The following is a 19699-nucleotide window of genomic DNA, read 5'->3' on the forward strand; positions in this document are numbered from 1 at the left end:
CACTGAGAGCCATGCTCTCCCTGATGCTCAAGCACCATGCGAACAGCTCGCTCCCGGAACTCCGGTGGATACTTCGGTCGTTTGTTCATCGCTCCATCCTCTCAAGGTCTGGAGCCTCCGACAAACCCGGAGCGATTCAGAGCGCTTCATCCAAACGGCATTGCGCGAGTGGGCCTACGCGCGCTCCTATGAGTCATCTGAGCAGCGAGGACAGCACCTGTTGCCCTGGCTGCATCAGTACAACTGGCACAGGCCTCATGCTAGCCTCGCTTACCAACCGCCAATTAGCCGGAGTGATCTTTCCGTGAACAACCTGCTGAGTTCACACACCTAGCGCCAGCGCAGGCTCAAGCGAGAAGCGTGCGGGATGTTCCAGCCATGCCGGGTGGTACTGGAAGGCAACCGCCTCACGCCCCCTGCCCGGCTGCCGATAGAGCGTGCCCACGCGCCAGCACTCACCCTGCAGGTCACAGTGGACCTCTACCTCATCCGCCATCGCTGGTCCTGACTCGCCTCGGCAGCGCTTCCGCGGCGAGACGCAGGCCAAGTTCATCGGCACCGGGGTCTGCCGTCATGGCGAGCCCGTCGAGCAGACCGAGGGCATGCAGTACCGACGCATAGATGCCGATGCTGACCATGGGGTCGCCGGCCTCAATGCGCTGCAGGGTCTTGCGCGAGGTAAAGGCGCGCTCAGCCAGCAACTCCATCGACAGCCGCCGCCGCTTGCGCGCTTCGCGGATGTCCGCGCCCAGCTTGCGCAGGGCCCGGCGCGCCGCGCTGGGTGGGGTGGCGGGCGTGGGCATAATGTGACCTTCCTTACACTTTAACGCCGATTATGAGTCAGGAAGGTTACATTTTCCAGGGCACCCAACGAATTTAATGGCGACGCGACGCGCGGTCTTCAGCTACGGCGCCGGACGCTCACCCGTTCTCGCTGAGCGCCTCGCCGAGGGCACCGACCAGGCGCTCGATCTCTTCCGGCTCGATCACGAAGGGCAGCCCCAGCTGGATGGTGTCGCCGCCGTAGCGGACATAGAAGCCCTTCTCCCACATGCGCATGGCGATCTCGAAGGGGCGGCGGGTCGGGTCGCCGTCCTTCGGCGCGAGGGTGAGCGCTGCCGCGAACCCGTAGTTGCGGATGTCCTCCACCGCGGGCTTGCCCTTGAGGCCGTGGATCGCGTCCTCGAGCACCGGGGCCAGCGATGCGACCCGCGCCGGCAGCGCTTCCTTCACCAGCAGGTCCAGGGCCGCGAGGCCGGCGGCGCAGGCCACGGGGTGTGCCGAGTAGGTGTAGCCGTGGGCAAACTCGAGGGCGTGGTCCGGGAGGTCCTGGGCCATGAAGGTGTCGTAGATGGGCTTGCTGGCAATGACGGCGCCCATGGGCACCGCGCCGTTGGTCAGCTGCTTGGCCACGTTCATGATGTCCGGCACCACGCCATAGGCTTCCGCGCCGGTCATGGCGCCGCAGCGGCCGAAGCCCGTGATCACCTCGTCGAAGATGAGCAGGATGTCATGGGCAGTGCACAGCTCCCGCAGGCGCTGGAGGTAACCCGCGGGCGGCGGGATCACCCCGGCGGAGCCGGCCATGGGCTCGACGATCACCGCCGCGATGTTGCTGGCGTCGTGCAGGGCGACAAGCTCCGCGAGCTCATCGGCGAGGTGAGCGCCGTGTTCCGGCATGCCCCGGGAGAAGCGGTTCTCCGGCAGCAGCGTGTGGCGCAGGTGGTCCGCCTCGATCGCCTGGCCGAACATCTTGCGGTTGGCGCCGATACCGCCCACGGAGATGCCGCCGAAGTTCACGCCGTGATAGCCCTTGCTGCGGCCGATGAGCCGGGTCTTTTCCGGGCGGCCCTTCGCCCGCCAGTAGGCGCGCGCCATCTTCAGGGAAGTATCCGCCGACTCGGAGCCCGAGTTGGTGAAGAACACATAGTCCAGCCCCGCCGGCGTCAGCCCCTTGAGCACGTTCGCGAGCTCGAAGGACAGCGGCTGGCCGAACTGGAAGGCGGGCGAGTAGTCGAGGGTCTTCAGCTGCCGGTGCACGGCCTCGGCGATCTCGACCCGGTTGTGGCCCAGGCCGCAGGTCCACAGCCCCGAGAGCCCGTCCATGACACGCCGGCCGCTGTCGTCGATGTAGTAGATGCCCTCGGCGCCGACGATCATGCGCGGGTCGTTCTTGAACTGGCGGTTGCCCGTGTAGGGCATCCAGTGCGCCTCGAGTTCAGCCCGGGTCAGGGCCGGGCGCGTATTCGGTACCGAGGTCATGGGCGGGCCTCCCGCGGAAGTGACGGCATGTGGCTCAAGCCTAGCGCATGGCCGCGCCCGCGGGCACTACTACTCCGGGGGGAGGCAGGGGAGCCTCAGCGATCGATCGTGGTCTGCACCAGGTCGAGATCGGCGATGGAATCGACATCGATGGCCGCATTGGCGTAGGGCAGCACGACAGCGCGGATGCGCAGGCCCAGGCGCTTGCCGAGCTTGGCGAGCGCCTCCTCGAGGGGCAGAAGCCCCAGCCGGTAGCGTATGACCGCCCACCAGCCGAGCATGCCGATGACCCGCAGGGGCTTCTTGCGCTGCTGCTCGATCTTGCGCCAGAAGGCGGCGATCTGCCGCCCCTCCGGGGTGAGGAAGGCGAACAGGTTGCAGCCGCAGAACTCACCGTCGCTGAAGCGCAGCACCGTCTTGCGGATACCCGGGTGCCCCTCGAGGACGACGGCGTGCGGCGCGAGGCCGACGGTCACGTCGACGTCGTCGGCCAGGCTCTGCCGGGCGAAGGCATCGACGATCTCGGCGGTGAGCAGCGGATGGTCCGCCGTGGTCAGGAGCACCGGTTCCTCGGGAGGAATGGCCTGCATCACCTCGTAGGCGCTCGTGCTCGGCGATACCCGGGGTGCCTGCCACTCCACGGCGGCGCCCTCCAGGTAGCTCACCAGCGCCGGTGCCCGGTCCACCGCCTCGCGCTCCGGGCCGGCGAGAACCACCCGGCGGATGGCACGGGCCTCGCCGAGGGCGCGCAGCACGCGCAGCACCATCGGTTCGCCGCCGAGATCGAGCAGCGCCTTGGCGCCGGCGCCGGAGCGTTCCACCAGCGCGTCGCTCTTGCTGCGGTCGCCGGCGAGGACGACGGCGGTCATGGGGTCTTGGCCGGGGTCGAAGGGCATGGGGCTCAGAGGTCCTTTTCGTAGACGCGGTAGCGCTTGTACGCCTCACCGCCGATCGTTTCGATGATGTTGCGCATGCCGGCATTGTCCTCGAGGATCCAGCCCATCTCCACCTCCGTCACGCCGCGGCCATGCAGCGCCCGGCGCACCGCGTCGATGATCATGAAGGCCACCGTGGGCCCGAGCCGGGAGTGCTGGTAGGCCCGGGTCACCCCCATGAGGGGGATGCGCGCCGAGGCGACGCCGCTGACCTTGAGGCGCCAGAGAAACCTGAGCCAGCCGAAGGGCAGCAGGCGGCCGTCGAGATCCCTCGCCGCCTCGTTCAGGTTGGGCAGGGCGACGATGAAGGCGATGGGCTCACCGTCGACCTCCGCGAACTGGATGTAGTCTTCCGGCAGCAGTTTCGCCAGCGTGCTCACGGTGTCGGCCCAGCCGGCGGGGTCCAGCGGTGCGAAGCCCCAGTTGTTGGCCCAGGCATCGTCGAAGATGCGGCGCATGGTCTCGGCCTCCCGGGCCAGCTCGCGGCGGCGCAGGCTGCGGATGCGGACCCGGCGGGACGCGCGCTCGGCGAGCCGGGTCATGACCTTCGGGGCCTCGAAGTCCGGGCGCGTGCGGTAGGCGAGGAGGTCCTTGACCCCGGCGAGGCCGGCCGCGCGGAGCGCCTCGTCGTACCAGGGTTTGCCGTGGCCCATGAGCACCACCGGGGGCGCGTCGAAGCCTTCCACCAGCAGCCCGACTTCTTCGTTGATGTGCAGATTCAGGGGCCCGCGCACCCGCGTCTTGCCCGCGGCGCGCAGCCAGTCCGAGGCCGCCGCCAGCAGCGGGCCGACCGCATCCGGACGGTCCGCCTCGAGCATGCCGAAGTAGCCGAGGGCCGGGTCGCGCTCCAGGCTGTCGACCTGCGCCGTGATGCGGCCCACGGCACGGTCACCGTCGAGCGCAAGCCATCCCTGCCAGCGGGCGTGCGCGGCGTAGGGGCTCTTCGGCGAGAAGCGCTGGCGCTGCTCGAAGGCAAGCGGGGCGATGAAACAGGGGTCGTCCGCGTAGAGCTGCCGCGGCAGGTCGATAAAGCGGCGGAGGTCGCGCGAACCCGCCAGGGGCACCACCGCCAGGGACCGCTCACCTGCCTGTACCTCCTCGCTCACGCGCCTCTCCCCTCTACCCTCTGCCCCCTGTTCTGCCCCCTGCCGGCGGCCCCTGTCTCTGACCGGGCCGGCGAGTATACCCGCCGGCGCCGCGAATTGCCGCCGTCGCCGGAACTTTCCCGGCCCCCACGTTGTCAGAGGCCGTTATCGCGTTACCGCCGGCGCTGCCGGCGGTCCGAGAGGGGGCTTCCAGGCCGTCGGAGAAGTTCATGTAGAGCTTCCCCGTATGCAGATAGGTTATTGACGGGCTTGGTATTATTTCCTGTTTCCGCGCCTTTGCGGAATGCTACCATGCGCTCCCGTAGCGACGTGTTGTGACGCTGTATTCCCGCGGGAAGACAGCGGCAGCGGGATATTGCGGCAGCACGTCCCGCAGGTGGCCGAGCCACGGCACCGCGAGAGGGAGCCAGGACCGAAGGGAGACGGATCGTTGCACATTTCAGCCACACCCACCGACCATTCGCTGCCGTTCCGGCCGGCCGACTTCGCGACGCTCACGGAGGCCCTGGATTACGCCGCGCAGGGGGACACGGGCTGCAACTTCTACAACGGCCGCGGCCGCATCTACGATCGCCTCACCTACCGTGAACTGCGTGAGCAGGCGCGGGATCTCGCCCGGCAGCTGCTGGGCCTCGGCCTGTCCCGGGGCGACCGCGTCGCCCTCGTCGCCGAGACCGATCCCCACTTCGTCCGTTTCTTCTATGCCTGCCAGTACGCCGGGCTTATCCCGGTGGCGCTGCCCGCCTCCGTGAAGATCGGCGCCCACGACGCGTATGTCGCCCAGCTGCACCGCCTCCTCGAGGCCAGCGACGCCCACGTCGCCGTCGCCTCCGAGGGCTACCTCGGCTTCCTCGAGGAAGCGAGCGAGGGCCTGTCGGTACGCAGGGTGGCGACGCCGGAGACCTTCTACAGCCTGGACGTACCGGCCATCGAGCTGCCGCAGGTCGAGGCCGGTGACATCGCCTACCTGCAGTACACGTCCGGCAGCACCCGCTTCCCCCGCGGCGTGATCATCCGCCACGAGACCGCGATGGCGAACCTGCACGGTATCGTCGCGCACGGGCTGCACATCGGCGGCAGCGACCGCCTCATGTCCTGGCTGCCCTTCTACCACGACATGGGCCTCGTGGGCTTCGTACTGACACCGGTGGCGGCCCAGATCTCCGTCGACTACCTCGACACGCGCGAGTTCGCCATGCGCCCCCGCCAGTGGCTTAAGATGATGACGCAGTCGAAGGCCACCATCGCCTTCGCCCCCAGCTTCGGCTACGACCTGTGCGCGCGCCGCGTGCGCCCCGGCGACATCGCCGAGTACGACCTCAGCCACTGGCGCGTGGCCGGTATCGGCGCCGAGATGATCCGCCCGCAGACCCTCGAGCACTTCGCCGACATCCTCGAGCCAGCGGGCTTCGACCGCCGCGCCTTCGTCGCCTGCTACGGCATGGCCGAGTGCACCCTCGGCGTGAGCTTCTCGCCGCTCTCGCAGGGCTTCAGCACGCACTACGTCGACAGCGACCACCTCGCCGACCAGCACGAGGCCGTGCTCATGGACACGGGCGAGACCGAAGGCCGCGGCCGCCATTTCGTCAACTGCGGCGTCCCGCTGCCCAGCTTCGAGGTGGAAGTGCGCGACGAGGACGGTAACGCCCTCCCCGACTGGAAGAGCGGCGTCATCCACCTGCGCGGCCCCAGCGTCATGTCCGGCTACTTCAACCTGCCCGAGGAGACGGCCCATGCCCTCTGCGGTGACGGCTGGCTGAACACCGGCGATATCGGCTATCTCGCCGACGGCGTGCTTACCATCACCGGCCGCAAGAAAGACCTCATCATCATCCACGGCCGCAACATCTGGCCGCAGGACCTTGAGCACCTCGCCGAGACCCAGCCGGAAGTGCGCGTGGGTGACGCCCTCGCCTTCTCCGCCCCGGACCACGAGGGGGAGGAGATGTGCGTGCTGGTCGTACAGTGCCGGGAGCGCGACCCGAACAGGCGCCACGGTCTCGTGCGCCGGCTGACAGCCATCGTCCGCACGGAGCTTGGCCTCGACTGCTACGTCGAGCTGGTGCCCCCGCACTCGCTGCCCCGTACCTCCTCCGGCAAGCTGTCCCGGGCCAAGGCGCGCCTCGACTTCATTGCCGCCCACGACGAGGAGCGCCTGAACGCGGTCGCCGAGGAACTGCGCGTTCGGGTCGCCACGGCCTGAACGGCGAAGCGGGGCCCACGGCCGGGGCCCCTGTTGCTCTCACCGGCGCCACCGGTTTCATCGGCCGCAACCTCGCCCTGACCCTGCGCCACCGCGGACACCCGGTGCGCGCCCTCGCCCGGCGTCCCGGCAGTGCCGGCGAGCTGGCCGCGGCGGGCTGCGAGCTGGTCCGAGGCGACCTCTACGACCGCGGCGCCCTGCAGGCCCTGGTGCACGGCTGCCGCTACGTGGTCCATCTCGCCGGCGCCGTCCGCGGCGCCCGCTACGGTGATTTTCACCGGGTGAACGTCGAGGGCAGCCGCAACCTCTTCCTCGTTCTCGCCGGGCAGCCGGAGCCTCCCCGCCTGCTGTTCTTTTCCTCCCTCGCCGCCCGCGAGCCGCGCCTGTCCTGGTATGGCCGCTCCAAGAAGGAGGCGGAGGACGCGCTGCGCGAGACGGCCGTCGCCTCCCTGCCCTGGACCATCCTGCGGCCGCCGGCCGTCTACGGCCCGGGCGACCGGGAACTGCTGCCCCTGCTGCGCACGATGGCCCGGGGTATCGCGCCGCTGCCCGGCAGTGCCGCCGCGCGCGCCTCGCTGCTGCACGTCGACGATGCCGTGAGCGCCACCCTCGCCTGCCTGGGCGCGGACGCGGCGACCGGCGAGACCTTCCCGCTCCACGACGGCCGCGAGGGCGGCTACAGCTGGCGCGACATCGCCGAAGCCGTGGCGCGGCAGCGCGGCCGACGGGTGCGGCTGCTGCCGCTGCCGGGGCTGCTCCTTGACCTGGTTGCCAGCGGCAACCTGCTCGGCGCCCGCCTCCTGGGCCGTGCCCCGATGCTCACACCGTCGAAGCTGCGCGAGCTGCGCCACCCGGACTGGGTTGCCGACAACACGGCGATCACCGCGGCGACGGGCTGGCGCCCGGCCATCGGGCTGGCGGCCGGCCTCGCGACCCTGCCGGGGCTCGGCTGATGGCGGAGTTCATCATCGGCGCCCCGCTCAAGGGCCCGGCCCGGCGCTACCCCTGGCTGCGGCGGCTGCTCTGGCGCATCGACTTCGTCTTCGTCTGGCTGCTGCTGAAGGGATTCCGGCTGCTGCCGGTCGACCTCGCCTCCCGCCTCGGCGCCCGGGTCGGCGGCTGGGTCGGGCCGCGGCTGGCAGGCAAGCACCGGCTTGTGAAGGACAACCTCGCCATCGCCTTCCCGGCGCTCGACGCGGGAGCCCGCGAGCAGCTGGCCCGGGACTGCTGGCGCCAGGGCGGCCGTATCCTCGCCGAGTACCCGCACCTGGACCGCTTCGCGCGCGAGGCGCACCGGCTCGCCATCGACGTCACCGGCGCCAACCCGGCGGACCTGCAGCCCTGTATTATCGCCTGCGCGCACCTGTCGAGCTGGGAGGTGGTCGGCAGCGCCCTGACCCGCCTGGGGATCGCCAACGCCACGCTCTACTCGCCCCCCAGCAACCCCTACCTGGACCGGATGCTGCTGCGCTCCCGGGCCGTACTCAACTGCGAGCTGGTACCCCGGGACAACAGCGCCCGCGCGCTGCTCAAGGCGCTGCGCGGCGGGCGGAGCGTGGGGGTCGTCGTCGACCGGCGGGTGGATGATGGCGAGGACATCGATTTCTTCGGCCACGCGAAGGCAAGCTCGATGATGCCGGCCAAGCTCGCCCTGAAGCAGGGCTGCGCCCTCGTGCCGGCACGGGTCCGGCGGCTCGAGGACGCCCGCTACCAGGTCAGCTTCCACACCCCGATCACCCCCCGGGACCCGGCGGCCGATGAGCGGGAGCAGGCCAGGGACATGATGCAGCAGCTGCACGACCTCTTCGCCGAATGGATCCGAGAAGAGCCCGCGGACTGGCTGTGCACGAAGCGGCTCTGGCCCCGGGGGACCGCGCCGGAAGCGCCGTCGCTCAGCGGGTCAAAGGACGCTTCCTGAACGGCACGGCATGGGCAGGGCAGGCATCGCTTTACCATTAAAATAGTAAATAGTGGAAAAAAGGCTGCCTTATACTAATATTCTGGTATGGATGCCCTTTTACCCTCGCTCGGCCGACGTCTGCGCTCAGCCCGCCGGCGCCACTTCCCCGGCGATGACCTGCAAGCCTTTGCCGTGCGCATCGGCGTAAGCCGGGCGACATTGCAGAAAATGGAGAAGGGCGACCTCAGCGTCAGCATCGGCCGCTACTACGCGGCGGCCCGGGTGCTGGGACTCACCGCCACCTTCGACACCTTGCTGGCGGAAGCGCCCAGCCTGTTCGATGACCCGCCAGCGCCTTGACCTCTACCTGGCCACCCGGGCCCTCGGCATCTGCCAGGCGGCCGACGTGGTCCTGGCGGAAGAGGCCGGCGCGCTGCGCCGCGTGGGCTTCCGCTACCGACCCGACTACCTCGCCCACCCCGAGGCTTTCCCCCTGGACCCGCAGCACCTTCCCCTGCAGGCGGGCGAAACGGAATTCCGCTGTGACGGAGGTACACCCGGTTTCCTCGATGACTACCTGCCGGACCAGTGGGGCCGACGCGTGCTGGTGCGGCTGGCGGCAGCCCGCTATGGCCGCCGTTACAACGCCAACAGCGTCATCGACACGCTGGCACTCATGGGCCCGAGCCGGCTCGGCGCGCTGAGCCTGGTTCCGCCGGGAGAGCCGCCAGGCTACGGCCCGGGCCAGCGCCTTGAACGCCTCGCGGAGGCGGAACGGGCGGCGCAGCGGCTCGATGACCCTGCCGGCGACGGCCCGGTACCCGACGATGCCGGGCTCGCCGAGCTGCTCTACCTCGCGAACTCGGGCACCGGCGTGGGCGGCGCCCGCCCCAAGGCGTTGTTCCACGATGCCTCGGGCTACTACCTCGCCAAGTTCAACCGGCACCGCGGTGACGATTTCAACCACGCCCGCGTGGAACTTGCCTGCCTGGGCATGGCGCGGGCGGCCGGCCTGCCGGTGGCCGAAGGCCGCATCGTGGGCGGCATCAACGGTCGTGAGGCCCTGCTGCTCAAGCGCTTCGATATCGAAGAGGATGGCATGCGCCACCACCTGGTCACCGTCAATGCGCTGCTCAAGGACCCGGGCACCCAGCGCGACCGGGGGCAGCTGTTTCGCTACGACGATGTGCACGAGCTGCTGCAGCGGCATTCCGTCGCCATCGAGGACGACCTCGAGCAGCTGCTGGCGTTGATGCTGTTCAATCGCTGTATCCACAACACCGACGACCACGAGCGCAACATCAGCCTCATCCATCGCGGCGCGGGGTTCCGCCTGGCACCCGCCTACGACCTGGTGCCGAGCCTGGTCGCCGGCGCCTACCACGCGGCCGGCTATCGCTGGCAGACGAATCCCCCGCTGCCTTCGGAGCTTGGCCGGGGTGAGCGCGTTTTCGGCCTGTCCCGCGGTCGCGTCACCGCAATTGCGGAGCGGGTTGTCGAGGCGGTTGGCCGGTGGGCACACTTCGCAGCCGCCGCCGGCGTGAATGACGCCGACGCGGCGGCGGTGGCGCGGCACCTGCGAACCTGAGCGGCGACACCAGGCGGCGCAGGCGCGCAGCACCACCCGCGAGAGCGTGCAATACTGCCGAAGGTGCGGGGCCAAACCGGTCGTTTCCTGGCGCCAGGACGAGTAAAATACCGGCACGGCAATCACTTAGGCTGAAAGCGCGATCCCATGGGCAGCACCCGGCACGAATCCATCCGCCTGTTCGAGAACGACTTCCTCGAGCGGCTGTCGCACGTGCACCCGATCACCCCGCTGGTGTTCTGGGGGCCGATCGCCGCGTGGCTGCTGTGGCGCGGGCTCGGCAGCTACGACCTGTCGGCGGGCACCGTCGGCGCACTCGCGATCGCCGGTGTGTTCACCTGGTCCCTGACCGAGTACGTCCTGCACCGCTTCCTGTTCCACTTCCCCGCGAAGAGCCGCCTTGGCAAGTGGCTGGTGTTCCTGTTCCACGGCAACCATCACGACGACCCGAAGGACAAGACCCGCCTGGTGATGCCGCCGGCGGGCGCCATCCCGATCATGGCGGCGCTCTACCTGCTGTTCCGTGCCGTCCTGCCGGCCGCCTGGCTGGAGGTGTTCACGGCATTCTTCATCGCCGGCTACCTGGTCTACGACTATATCCACTACGCCACGCACCACTTCCCCATGCGCAACCCGGTGGCGAAGTACCTCAAGCACTACCACCTGAAGCACCACTTCTCCGGCCAGGGCGGGCGCTACGGCGTGAGCAGCCCGCTCTGGGACATCGTCTTCGGCACCCGGCCGGCGGAGAGCCCCCGCCCCGGGCGCTGAGGCGCGCCGTGGCCCGTTACTATTTCCTGCCCAAGGCCCTTGCCGAGCGCTTCCCCGCGCTCGGCCGCGCCGCCCAGGCCCTGGAGGCGGCGCTCCTGAAGGGCCTGTTCTGGTGCGTGCAGCGGCTGAAGCCGGAACAGGCCACCCGCGTCGCCGGCGCGCTGTTCGCCACCGTCGGCCCCTGGACCCAGAAAGCCCGCAAGGCGGACACCAACCTCGCCATCGCCTTCCCGGAGAAAGACGCCGCCTGGCGCAAGCGCACCGTGAAGGACGTCTTCCGCTCCCTCGGCATGGCCGCCGCGGAGCTCCTGAAGCTGGAGCAGCTCTGGCAGGAGCGGGACCGGCGCATCGCCTTTCACTGGTCCGACGCCGCCCGCGCGCAGATCGAGGCGGGCAGGCCCGCGGTGTTTGTCTGTGCCCACGTCGGTGCCTGGCAGCTGACCAACCTCATCGCCCGGGAGCGCGGCCTGCGCATCAGCACCGTCTATGCGCCGGAGTCGAACCCCGCGGTCCATGCGCTGGTGCAGGACCTGCGCCGGGCCTTCGGCGTGCGCCTCGTGCCCACGGACGATGGCGTGCGCCCGCTGCTCAAGGAGCTGAAGGACGGGCACAGCGTGGGCCTGGCCACGGACACGCGGCTGCAGACCGGGGAGCTGCTGCCCTTCTTCGGCCGCGACGCGCTGACCAACACCACCGCCGCGCGGCTGGCGCTGCGCAGCGGCGCGGCGCTCATCCCGATCCACTGCGAGCGGCTCGGCGGTGCGCGCTACCGGGTGGAGATACTTGACCCGCTGACGCCCACGGAGCCGGATGCCGGGGTCGACGACAAGGCCCTCGACCTGTCCCGGCAGATGAACGCACAGTTCGAGGCGTGGATCCGCGAAACGCCGGGCGAGTGGATCTGCCTGAAGCGGCGCTGGCCGAAGGCGCACCGACTGTGAGCAAACGCGCCGAGCGAGGCAGCCGTCTGTCAGCCGGCGTCATGGCTGTACTGGTAGTCGCGGCCCTGGCGCCGCACGCGGCCGCTCTTCCCGACGACAACCGCCAACCGATCACGATCCGCACGCAGGAGGCGATCCGCGACGAGACCAAGGGCACCACCGTCTACCGCGGCGACGTGGAGATCGTGCAGGGCTCGCTGGTCATCAACGCCGACGAGGTCACGCTTACCCAGGCCGACCGCCCTGCCCGCCGCGCCAGCGACAGCCGCGACCCGCTGGCCGGCAGCAACGTGATGCTCATCGAGGCCCGCGGCGCGCCGGCGCGCATGCGGCAGCTGCCGGAACCCGGCGGCGAGCCGGTCCACGCCCGGGCGCGGATCATCGAGTACTTCCAGCCCAGGGCCCTCATTCGCCTGCGTAACGTGGTGCGGCTGCGCCAGGGGCGGATGGCGATGGAGGCGGCACGGATGGACTATGCCATCGACCGGCAGGTGATCACCGCCTGGGCGAACCCGGCGACGGGGCAGCGGGTGCGGACGACGATTCCGCCAGAGCGGCTAGAGCAATAGCGTGAGCCAAACACGGCCCTGAGGAAACGCCACACACGGCTTCTATTCAGCCTGCGACCAGCAAACGAGCGAACCTACGCCGGAGTAACAGGCCGACCGACGCTCCGCCAACAGCCAGCCCCCTGCAAGGCTGTCATTCCGGGCCAGTTAGTCTTAGTGGCTTCTCCTGGGCACCGCGGTGTCAACTTGCTTTACACGGGCAGGTGCATAGACGTACCGGAACGGATAAATACCTATATTTTTCAGATAGTTAACCATCACCGGCACACATAATGCTTCAACGAGCCTGACGTGTAGCAACTCTTGAAAATCGTTAGTTGATGCAGCACCGGATCAACGGCATCGGAACATTGCGAAGGAGACATTCTATGTTTGCCAGCAAAAAAAACGTGGGCAGAGGTTTTGGAGTGGCGTTGCTGACCCTCGTCGCCAACGGTGCCTCAGCAAGTTTTTGGTTCCAGGGGTTTGAGAGCGACACATCAGGGTGGTTCGACGAAACCAGTGGCTGGGCTGGGACAGTCACCCGGGTTTCCTCCGGCAGCGGGTCTCTAGGTGTCGCCTCCTCTTCCGGCGGTTGGCACGCTGAGTTTACTCAATCCGCTACCGAAGCCGCCGGCGGCACCACAGGCCCTTTCTCTCGTTTCGATGGTTATCGCGACACCTGGCCGGGAAGTTACCGGGCCGCAATCGACATTTACCTTGACCCACAGTGGGTAGAAGGCTCAGGTTTCGACTACTCCGTCGCATCAAGCGGTAGCGACGGGAATCACCAGAGGGATTTCATCTTCCATGTAACCAAGGACACCTCGACGGGTGATCTGCTCGTAGGTGGCTCAAATAACTCTAACTTTGAACCAAAGGAAAACCTGGAAAGCGACCCGAACCACGTGCGCATTATCGACGCCGGTTGGTACACCTTTGAGCATTACTTCTACGACTCGGTTGGTACGCTCGCTGTAGATCTGATCCTTTCAGACGCTGGGGGCAGTGAAGTTTTCCGGGAGACACGCAACAACCCCTCTGATCTCATTCCGAGTGAGGTTGGCGGCAATCGGTATGCATGGTTCACCAACATAGACATTGACGGAGCCATAGCCGTGGATAATCACCGGCTTGAAAGTGTGCCGCTGCCTGCAACGCTCCTGCTGTTTTGTGTGGGGGTTTTCGCTCTGGGCGCTCGTACTGGCCATGTAAAGTCCGCCTGATCACGCCCATTTCAAAGTAAAAAACACTCCACAGAGCGACCCCTCGCGGGGTCGCACTGACTTCACCGATGCAAGGGGTGTCGACGTAATTAACAAACGAAAGGCCGGGATCGGTGCCGATGTCTCCAAAACCTGCGTCAGCAGGCAATGTTTAGTAGATAGCATGCCGATTGCTGCCTAACAATCGCCGTACCGACGCTGGACCTGCGAGCGCAGAGTGCCAGTGAGATCGGTGAGAGATACACACAGCCGAGAGAAAAGGAAGCAACATGAAGCCAGCCGAGCAACAGCACGACATGAGTAACGCCGTGGTTGAGACAGCGACTGCACGGGTTCCGGCCGCTCGACGCCCGGCCGCGCAACTGGTGGCGGCCTCAATACTTTGCGCCTCGCTGGCGCCCACCGCCAAGGCCGCGCTGATCGATCTCGGTACCGCCACCGGCGGCCTGATGACCGTTTACAACAACCTCGACACCAGCGGCGCCCAGGGTAGCCCCGACGACGTAGTGAGCGGCTATGACGAGAACCCGGACAACCAGGCCTACGTCAAGGCGCAATACAGCTATGACAACACCAATGGCATGGGCTTCCAGTTCGCCGACGATTCATTGTCGCCCGGGGGCGTTAGCTTCAATGACATCTTCTCGGGCCAGCCCTTCGGCACAAGCCAGTTCGGCCTGGACCTCTACAGCCCGTCACTCACCTACGACTCTACCGGGGGCGTAACGCTACCGACGATCGAGTTCCGCGACTACCTGGGCGGCGGCTCCGGCAGCTACAGCTCGACGTCCGCCTCGGACGGTAGCACCCAGGCCTGGGCAATCAACGACTACAAGTTCGGCTCGCCGATCGGGCCCGAAAACGAAAGCAATGTGAACCACAACAGCCTGTTCCGCGGCACCGCGTTCACCATTAACCTCAATGACTTCCGGATCGTCCAGGATGTCGGCCCGAATAAAGAACTCAGAGACCGGTTCTACGATATCGATGTGTCCGGGACGCTGGTGACGGATGGACTCATTCACTGGTTCGGGCCGGACCTCGGCACAACGCCCCTGGCCGCCTGGGGCCTCAGCGACACCTTCCTGTTCGAGGGCACACTCCGCTATGACGCGTTCTACGCCGCCCAGGACGCCGACCCCCGGGGCGTGCCGGCGGTGAAGGACGGCCTCGTCTACAACGGAAGCGTCCTTGAGAATGGCAGCGACCAGCAGGACTTCTACTTCGGCAGCCTCCAGCTGAGCGCCCAGACCCTGGAGGAGGTGCCGGCACCCGGCGGCATTGCGCTTTTCGTGGCCGGGCTGATCGGCCTGAGGCTTGGTTCGGGCCGGCGCAGGCAAAAGAAGCTCGCCTGACCGGACGACTGGATAGCCGCCTTGAGCAGCGGCCGCTCCGACGCCGGAGCGGCCGCCCTGATGGGTTCAATAGCTTGCGCTATGAAGCGCTGCCAGCGTACTGCGGCCGTTCAAAGGGGCGCAGGTGGCTGGACGAGCACCGAAACAGCGGCCCCGCTCACCCAGGTTGTCACTGATAGCAACGCCCTGCCTGGCAATTAGGGGACCGCTGAGAAAGCATCTTCCTAACTTCGGCCCACCATGGCAGCCTAATCTCCAAAGCCTGCAGGGAATGCGCCATGGATGCGAGCGTGATCCTGGTAATTCTTATCGGCGCCGCGGTGGTCGGCCTTGCAGTTTTTGTCATGGCAGCTTCGGCGCAGCAATTCCTGCGGGGACGGGTGAGCCGCCTGCCGCTTCCACGTTTTACCCGTACAAACCCACGCGGCCTTCGCCGCACTGGCTTCGACAGGCGACAGAAGCCGCAGAAAATTTCTTTTCCGGTAACCATCAACGGCCGCCTGATCCGCGAAGACCGCCGCCGCGGGGAGCGGCGGCGGCAGCAACGTTGACCTACGGAGACCGTTGACCTACCGAGAAGGAAAACCGAAAAGAAAAAACGACCGCCCTGAAATAGAAGCGGTCGCTCTCAGAGTGGCCCTGGCCCGGCTCAGCTACGGCGACGGCGCGCCAGTGCCAGCAGCCCGAGCCCAAGCAGCGCCAGCGTCCCGGGGGCCGGTACGGCGCGAATACCGACTGAGGTCGTGAAGACATTACTCTGGCCCTCACCGGTCAGCAGACCGATGCAGGTCGGCTCACCCGGCTCGATGGTGACTTCCGCTTCCGCACAGGCGTCCGTGCCGAGTTCACCGAGACCCTCGATCTTGACGGACGCGATGTAATCGTTGCCGCCCACAGAAATTAGCCGCTCGATGAGGCCGGTGGAGCGGTTGAAGGCTTCATCCTTGACGTTGACCACGAAAACGTCATCACAATTCGTGCTGCTGCCAGCGACACAGCTATTATTGTTGCTGGTCTCCTCGAAGTTGATGGACAGCGAAATCGTGTCCTCCAGCGCGCTGTCGGGCGGCGCCACGGGGGAGCCGGCCGCGAGCCGGGGGACAATAAAGATCTGGGTCACGAGGGAAGCCGTGTCCAAGGTGACGCCGTTACCTGGCAAGACGTTGTTCTGGTGGAACACATTGCCGGTCGTCACGAGCGGGCCACCGGTCTGAAGCTGCCCTACGAAATTCGTACCCGAGCCATCGCCCAGCTCGACACCGATGCTGCTTCTCGGGGCGCCGTCCGTGGGGCCCCAGGAAATGGTCTGCCAATCATCGTCGGCGTCAAAAGGCTGGGAGGTGTCATCCGGGTCGACGAGGCCAGAGGTGAGATCCTCCCCCACGATACTACTGCTGGAAGATGCGCCTTCGCCAGCGAAGGTCGTGAAGCCGGCCTCCACCCGGAAATCCCAGAAGGGAAAAATGGGACTGGCAAGGGCCTGCCCGCTCCCGAACAACATCGCACCCAGCCCAAGCCAGGCTGCCCGCTTTACCAAAGGCTGTGTCGTCTTCATTTTCGCCACCATTTCGCAATCTTTCATCATCTTGATCACCCTCCAGCCGCCTGTTGCACGGCTCTGGGACTCACTATTTTACTGTGATGCATCAGCTGCAAAAAACGCGCCAAAAGGAAAAAACCCCATGGAAATCGCGGAAACGGAGTATGACTCGAGGCGCTCGTGGGGCATTCGCCGACCCTGATTGTAAAAAATCCGGACACGATACCAGCGGGGGCTTTCCCCGAATCCGCCGCTCCAGTGTCGACAAACTTTACAGCAGCGATCTGCAAGCCCCACAACTTATTGAAAATAGATGGATTTATTGCTGGCTTGCAAATTGCATGCAACTCCCATAGTGAATCACACAGATTCCGTGGAAAGGTAAAGCTGCGTCTCTGGACAGTTTGAGCACTGGGTCACACTTTACCGCGCAGGTTGTGGGCAGCGCCTGGACGGCGCGATAATCTTCACGCGTGATATGCCGGCGGGCTCTTACGGGCTCAGGAAGCAAGCAATGGACGACAGGTCGGACAAACGAGATTTGGGGATTCGGCTCGACGCCGGGCGGCGGCGTCTGATCAAGGCCTCCGCAATCGCGCCGCTCGTCGCCACGGCCGCGCCGCGCAGTGCCATGGCGTTCAGCAGTGCCCTGGGGCTGGAGCAGTGCACCTTGAGCGGGGTCTCCAACAAGAAAGATCCGGATAACGGCAATAGCATCAAGGGTGACAACGCGGTCCGCGAGGCCGTGAACTACTATAAACGCGCCGTCGGCGGCTCGCCCCAGAACCTCTATGACATCGGCGGCATCCTGTACGATCATGACGGCAACGCATATACCGCTTTCGATTCCGATGCCAGCAATTATGTCGATCTGGCCAATGATTACGAAGCACCCGAAACGCGCGAGGTGCTCGTTCTCTACGACATCCAGAACGGCGCAGCAGTCCGCGTGGGCATGTGGCCGCAAATCCCGGAAGACGACTTCGATGTGTATGCCGCAACGCCCCTGGAGGCCTCCTGCCTGATGTCCATCGGTGGATCGGGCACGAACTATTCAGGAGGCTGACGGCGAGGCACCGGTCGCAGCAGGCGTGTTTTGGCGGTGCGCCAGTTCCGAGGTGTTGCGGTTCGAGCACTTTGACTCGTTTTCGGCGGTGTACGACCGGCGAACGGGGCAGACCCATGTACTTGACGCTTTCCCCGCGCACGTGGCCGCGCTCGTGGCGTCAGGCAGCGGCACAAGCCTGACGGACCTCGTCGAGGCAGTCATGGCGTCGCTCGGGGAGAGCGGTGACCACTGGAAGGGCCGTACAGAGCAGGTTCTGAGACAACTGGCCGATCTCGGGATCCTCGAAACCCGGCCATGAAGGAACCGGCGCCCCCGAGCAGTGGCGAACTGAGGCAGCTCGCCCGCAGCGGCGACCTGGTCTTCCGCACTGGGCCGTTTCTCGTCCGCCTGCAAAGCCGCCTCGATTCCTTCCTGGACACCTGGCAACGGGCCTACGGCAGTCTCGAACCGCTCCCGGCCGATACCGTGTGTCATTATCGTATAGCCGTGACCCGCGGCCGCGGCGTCGCGGGGCTGCTGCGGCGGCAGGCGCTCTTCCGGGCCGACGGGATGACCCCCTTCGACCCCTACCCCTTCAGCCACGCGTTCCCCATGTACGAGTGGGGCCTCAACTGGTGCATCGCCATGTCGGCCCACAACTACCTGCTGCTTCACAGCGCGGTCGTGGAGAAGGCCGGTCGGGCGCTGCTTCTGCCGGCACGCCCCGGCTCGGGCAAGAGCACGCTTTGCGCAGCGCTCGTCGGGCGGGGCTGGCGCCTGCTCTCGGACGAGTTCGGCATCCTCCGCCACGAGGATGGCCTGCTGCTTCCCCTACCCCGGGCCGCGCCGCTGAAGAACGAATCCATCGACCTGCTGGCGCGGGTGGCGCCAGCGCTCACCTTCGGGCCCCGCTACGACAGAACACGCAAGGGCGATGTTGTGCACCTGTTCCCGCCGGCGGACAGCCTCCGCCGACAAGAAGAGCCGGCCCGCCCCCGGTGGATAATCTTCCCGCGCTACCGGCAGGGGGCGCGCCTGGAGCTGACCCCGGAGGCCCCCCTGGTCACCTTCAACCGTCTCATCAACAATGCCTTCAACTATCGTGTTACCGGTGAGGCCGGCTTCACCAGCACCTGCCGGCTGCTGCGCAATGTCGATAGCTTTCGCCTGGAGCATGGCAACGTGGAAGAGGCGGTGGATAGCATAGAAGCATTGCTGGAGGACGACCTCCGGTGAGCCCGCTCCTGCAGGTCCTTGCAGACCCGAAGCGGGCGGAAGCGCTGGAGCCCAGGGCCTGGGATGCCCTGATCGGTGACGCCCGGCGCACGCGGTTGCTGGGGAGGCTCTCCTTCCTCCTGGAAGACGCAGGCGTCAAGAACATACCGGCGGCGGCCGCAGAGTCCATGGCCGGCACACGCGCCTACCTCGACCACCTGCACGTCACCGCCCGTCGCGAACTCGCCAGCCTCGAGCGCCTGCCCGGGGCCATCGGGGCCCCCGTGGTGCTGCTCAAGGGCGCCGCCTACCTCGCGGCGGGGCTGCCGGTCGCCCGCGGCCGGGGCCTCAACGATATCGACATCCTGGTGCCGGAAGCCGCCCTGCCGGCCTGCGAAGGCTGGTTGAAGGCAGCGGGGTGGCACTTCGACGGCCAGCTTAGCGCCTACGACGAGCACTACTACCGGACGTGGGCCCATGAGCTACCCCCGATGCGCCACCCGGAAAGCCACTTCGAACTCGATGTGCACCACGCCCTGGTGCAGCGCACCAACCGGCTCGCCTTCGACCCGGCCCCGCTCTTCGACGCAGCCGTCCCGATCCCCGGCACGCCCTTCCACCGGCTCTGCGACGAAGACATGATCCTCCACGTGGTGGCGCACCTGCTGGTGAGCGATGAGCCGCGGGGAGGGCTGCGGGATCTTGATGACCTTTACCGGATGCTCACTATTTTCGACGCCGAGGAGCGGTTACGCGAACGCGCTACAGCCCTTGGTCTAGTCCTGCAGCTCAAACACTCGATATCGGTACTCGTATCGCTCTTCGGCGGCACTCTCGACGCCCGTGACATAGTGCCAGGAATGCGTCAAACCAGCCCCAGCCTAGTGCCTACCTTGCTGGCCTGGAGCGCGGTGCCCGGCGGAAGGCCACACCACCTCCAGCGATTAGCTGAGAGGTTACTTTTTCTTCGTGCCCACTGGCTGCGAATGCCTTTCGACACCCTCATTTGCCACTCTGCCAGAAAGCTCACCGCTCAATACTGATTGCACCAGGTTAGGAGC

The 19699-nt window shown here is 66.7% G+C and carries 21 protein-coding genes and 1 pseudogene; 16 read left to right on the plus strand and 6 right to left on the minus strand.

Going from position 1 to position 19699, the window contains the following annotated elements; genetic code table 11:
- Window positions 1-121: 121 nt before the first annotated feature.
- A pseudogene (locus tag ACX93N_RS07735) lies at window positions 122-334 on the plus strand (integrase core domain-containing protein); the annotation flags it as partial.
- Here the strand turns inward: ACX93N_RS07735 and ACX93N_RS07740 are convergent.
- From ACX93N_RS07740 to ACX93N_RS07760, 5 genes are all read right to left on the minus strand, one after another.
- The gene (locus ACX93N_RS07740) at window positions 323-496 is read right to left on the minus strand and encodes a hypothetical protein (RefSeq protein ID WP_459427831.1); all 174 of its coding nucleotides are present in this window, start codon (window positions 494-496) and stop codon (window positions 323-325) included. The pseudogene ACX93N_RS07735 and the gene ACX93N_RS07740 overlap by 12 nt on opposite strands.
- Window positions 486-803, minus strand: coding sequence for a helix-turn-helix domain-containing protein (locus ACX93N_RS07745; protein ID WP_459427832.1), 318 nt, complete (start codon window positions 801-803; stop codon window positions 486-488). Before ACX93N_RS07745 ends, ACX93N_RS07740 begins: the two co-directional genes overlap by 11 nt.
- A gap of 118 nt (window positions 804-921) precedes the next feature.
- Window positions 922-2262 (minus strand): omega-aminotransferase AptA, encoded by a 1341-nt coding sequence (gene aptA / locus ACX93N_RS07750; RefSeq protein ID WP_459427833.1) that lies wholly within the window; start codon window positions 2260-2262, stop codon window positions 922-924.
- A gap of 95 nt (window positions 2263-2357) precedes the next feature.
- Window positions 2358-3131, minus strand: coding sequence for a nucleotidyltransferase family protein (locus tag ACX93N_RS07755; RefSeq protein WP_459427834.1), 774 nt, complete (start codon window positions 3129-3131; stop codon window positions 2358-2360).
- Window positions 3132-3163: 32 nt separating this feature from the next.
- Window positions 3164-4303: a hypothetical protein gene (locus tag ACX93N_RS07760; protein WP_459427835.1), complete on the minus strand. Its 1140-nt coding sequence runs from the start codon at window positions 4301-4303 to the stop codon at window positions 3164-3166.
- A gap of 430 nt (window positions 4304-4733) precedes the next feature.
- On the opposite strand from ACX93N_RS07760, the gene ACX93N_RS07765 reads away from it, so the two are divergent.
- The 11 genes from ACX93N_RS07765 (at window position 4734) to ACX93N_RS07815 (ending at window position 15386) form a co-directional block, all read left to right on the plus strand.
- Window positions 4734-6506 (plus strand): fatty acyl-AMP ligase, encoded by a 1773-nt coding sequence (locus tag ACX93N_RS07765; RefSeq protein ID WP_459427836.1) that lies wholly within the window; start codon window positions 4734-4736, stop codon window positions 6504-6506.
- A complete protein-coding gene (locus ACX93N_RS07770; RefSeq protein ID WP_459427910.1) occupies window positions 6503-7459 on the plus strand; it encodes an NAD-dependent epimerase/dehydratase family protein in 957 nt (318 codons plus the stop codon). Before ACX93N_RS07765 ends, ACX93N_RS07770 begins: the two co-directional genes overlap by 4 nt.
- On the plus strand, window positions 7459-8424 hold the full coding sequence (locus ACX93N_RS07775) for a lysophospholipid acyltransferase family protein (protein WP_459427837.1): 966 nt from the start codon (window positions 7459-7461) through the stop codon (window positions 8422-8424). The genes ACX93N_RS07770 and ACX93N_RS07775 overlap by 1 nt, the downstream gene beginning before the upstream one ends.
- Before the next feature lie 87 nt (window positions 8425-8511).
- Window positions 8512-8766: a helix-turn-helix domain-containing protein gene (locus ACX93N_RS07780; protein ID WP_459427838.1), complete on the plus strand. Its 255-nt coding sequence runs from the start codon at window positions 8512-8514 to the stop codon at window positions 8764-8766.
- Entirely contained in the window at window positions 8747-9994 is a 1248-nt protein-coding gene (locus ACX93N_RS07785) for a type II toxin-antitoxin system HipA family toxin (RefSeq protein WP_459427839.1), read from the plus strand. Before ACX93N_RS07780 ends, ACX93N_RS07785 begins: the two co-directional genes overlap by 20 nt.
- Before the next feature lie 147 nt (window positions 9995-10141).
- A complete protein-coding gene (locus tag ACX93N_RS07790) occupies window positions 10142-10765 on the plus strand; it encodes a sterol desaturase family protein (protein WP_459427840.1) in 624 nt (207 codons plus the stop codon).
- An 8-nt stretch (window positions 10766-10773) separates the two neighbouring features.
- Complete coding sequence (locus tag ACX93N_RS07795; protein WP_459427841.1) at window positions 10774-11706, plus strand: lysophospholipid acyltransferase family protein; 933 nt, start codon at window positions 10774-10776, stop codon at window positions 11704-11706.
- Window positions 11707-11747: 41 nt separating this feature from the next.
- Window positions 11748-12275: a lipopolysaccharide transport periplasmic protein LptA gene (gene lptA, locus ACX93N_RS07800; protein WP_459427842.1), complete on the plus strand. Its 528-nt coding sequence runs from the start codon at window positions 11748-11750 to the stop codon at window positions 12273-12275.
- Between the two features lie 368 nt (window positions 12276-12643).
- The gene (locus ACX93N_RS07805) at window positions 12644-13480 is read left to right on the plus strand and encodes a PEP-CTERM sorting domain-containing protein (protein WP_459427843.1); all 837 of its coding nucleotides are present in this window, start codon (window positions 12644-12646) and stop codon (window positions 13478-13480) included.
- A gap of 269 nt (window positions 13481-13749) precedes the next feature.
- The gene (locus tag ACX93N_RS07810; protein WP_459427844.1) at window positions 13750-14835 is read left to right on the plus strand and encodes a hypothetical protein; all 1086 of its coding nucleotides are present in this window, start codon (window positions 13750-13752) and stop codon (window positions 14833-14835) included.
- A gap of 278 nt (window positions 14836-15113) precedes the next feature.
- A complete protein-coding gene (locus ACX93N_RS07815; protein ID WP_459427845.1) occupies window positions 15114-15386 on the plus strand; it encodes a hypothetical protein in 273 nt (90 codons plus the stop codon).
- Between the two features lie 98 nt (window positions 15387-15484).
- Here ACX93N_RS07815 and ACX93N_RS07820 read toward each other — a convergent pair whose 3' ends face one another.
- Window positions 15485-16420, minus strand: coding sequence for a THxN family PEP-CTERM protein (locus tag ACX93N_RS07820; protein ID WP_459427911.1), 936 nt, complete (start codon window positions 16418-16420; stop codon window positions 15485-15487).
- 469 nt (window positions 16421-16889) lie between these two features.
- Between ACX93N_RS07820 and ACX93N_RS07825 the strand changes: the two genes are divergently transcribed.
- The 4 genes from ACX93N_RS07825 (at window position 16890) to ACX93N_RS07840 (ending at window position 19681) form a co-directional block, all read left to right on the plus strand.
- The gene (locus ACX93N_RS07825; protein WP_459427846.1) at window positions 16890-17441 is read left to right on the plus strand and encodes a hypothetical protein; all 552 of its coding nucleotides are present in this window, start codon (window positions 16890-16892) and stop codon (window positions 17439-17441) included.
- Window positions 17442-17529: 88 nt separating this feature from the next.
- On the plus strand, window positions 17530-17742 hold the full coding sequence (locus ACX93N_RS07830; protein ID WP_459427912.1) for an HPr-rel-A system PqqD family peptide chaperone: 213 nt from the start codon (window positions 17530-17532) through the stop codon (window positions 17740-17742).
- Window positions 17739-18659 carry an HprK-related kinase A gene (locus tag ACX93N_RS07835; RefSeq protein WP_459427847.1) on the plus strand — a complete coding sequence of 307 codons (921 nt, stop codon included), beginning with the start codon at window positions 17739-17741 and terminating at the stop codon, window positions 18657-18659. The genes ACX93N_RS07830 and ACX93N_RS07835 overlap by 4 nt, the downstream gene beginning before the upstream one ends.
- Entirely contained in the window at window positions 18656-19681 is a 1026-nt protein-coding gene (locus ACX93N_RS07840; RefSeq protein WP_459427848.1) for a nucleotidyltransferase family protein, read from the plus strand. The genes ACX93N_RS07835 and ACX93N_RS07840 overlap by 4 nt, the downstream gene beginning before the upstream one ends.
- Window positions 19682-19699: the final 18 nt, after the last annotated feature.

The organism is Pseudohaliea sp., assembly GCF_054552115.1.

What these genes read in the sequence shown, in the direction of transcription:
- ACX93N_RS07790 (WP_459427840.1), top strand. Translation starts at nt 10,142, where the DNA reads ATGGGCAGCACCCGGCACGAATCCATCCGCCTGTTCGAGAACGACTTC.
- aptA (WP_459427833.1), bottom strand. Translation starts at nt 2,262, where the DNA reads ATGACCTCGGTACCGAATACGCGCCCGGCCCTGACCCGGGCTGAACTC.
- ACX93N_RS07745 (WP_459427832.1), bottom strand. Translation starts at nt 803, where the DNA reads ATGCCCACGCCCGCCACCCCACCCAGCGCGGCGCGCCGGGCCCTGCGC.
- ACX93N_RS07755 (WP_459427834.1), bottom strand. Translation starts at nt 3,131, where the DNA reads ATGACCGCCGTCGTCCTCGCCGGCGACCGCAGCAAGAGCGACGCGCTG.
- ACX93N_RS07740 (WP_459427831.1), bottom strand. Translation starts at nt 496, where the DNA reads ATGGCGGATGAGGTAGAGGTCCACTGTGACCTGCAGGGTGAGTGCTGG.
- ACX93N_RS07775 (WP_459427837.1), top strand. Translation starts at nt 7,459, where the DNA reads ATGGCGGAGTTCATCATCGGCGCCCCGCTCAAGGGCCCGGCCCGGCGC.
- ACX93N_RS07820 (WP_459427911.1), bottom strand. Translation starts at nt 16,420, where the DNA reads ATGATGAAAGATTGCGAAATGGTGGCGAAAATGAAGACGACACAGCCT.
- ACX93N_RS07825 (WP_459427846.1), top strand. Translation starts at nt 16,890, where the DNA reads ATGGACGACAGGTCGGACAAACGAGATTTGGGGATTCGGCTCGACGCC.
- lptA (WP_459427842.1), top strand. Translation starts at nt 11,748, where the DNA reads ATGGCTGTACTGGTAGTCGCGGCCCTGGCGCCGCACGCGGCCGCTCTT.
- ACX93N_RS07815 (WP_459427845.1), top strand. Translation starts at nt 15,114, where the DNA reads ATGGATGCGAGCGTGATCCTGGTAATTCTTATCGGCGCCGCGGTGGTC.
- ACX93N_RS07785 (WP_459427839.1), top strand. Translation starts at nt 8,747, where the DNA reads ATGACCCGCCAGCGCCTTGACCTCTACCTGGCCACCCGGGCCCTCGGC.
- ACX93N_RS07810 (WP_459427844.1), top strand. Translation starts at nt 13,750, where the DNA reads ATGAAGCCAGCCGAGCAACAGCACGACATGAGTAACGCCGTGGTTGAG.
- ACX93N_RS07835 (WP_459427847.1), top strand. Translation starts at nt 17,739, where the DNA reads ATGAAGGAACCGGCGCCCCCGAGCAGTGGCGAACTGAGGCAGCTCGCC.
- ACX93N_RS07780 (WP_459427838.1), top strand. Translation starts at nt 8,512, where the DNA reads ATGGATGCCCTTTTACCCTCGCTCGGCCGACGTCTGCGCTCAGCCCGC.
- ACX93N_RS07805 (WP_459427843.1), top strand. Translation starts at nt 12,644, where the DNA reads ATGTTTGCCAGCAAAAAAAACGTGGGCAGAGGTTTTGGAGTGGCGTTG.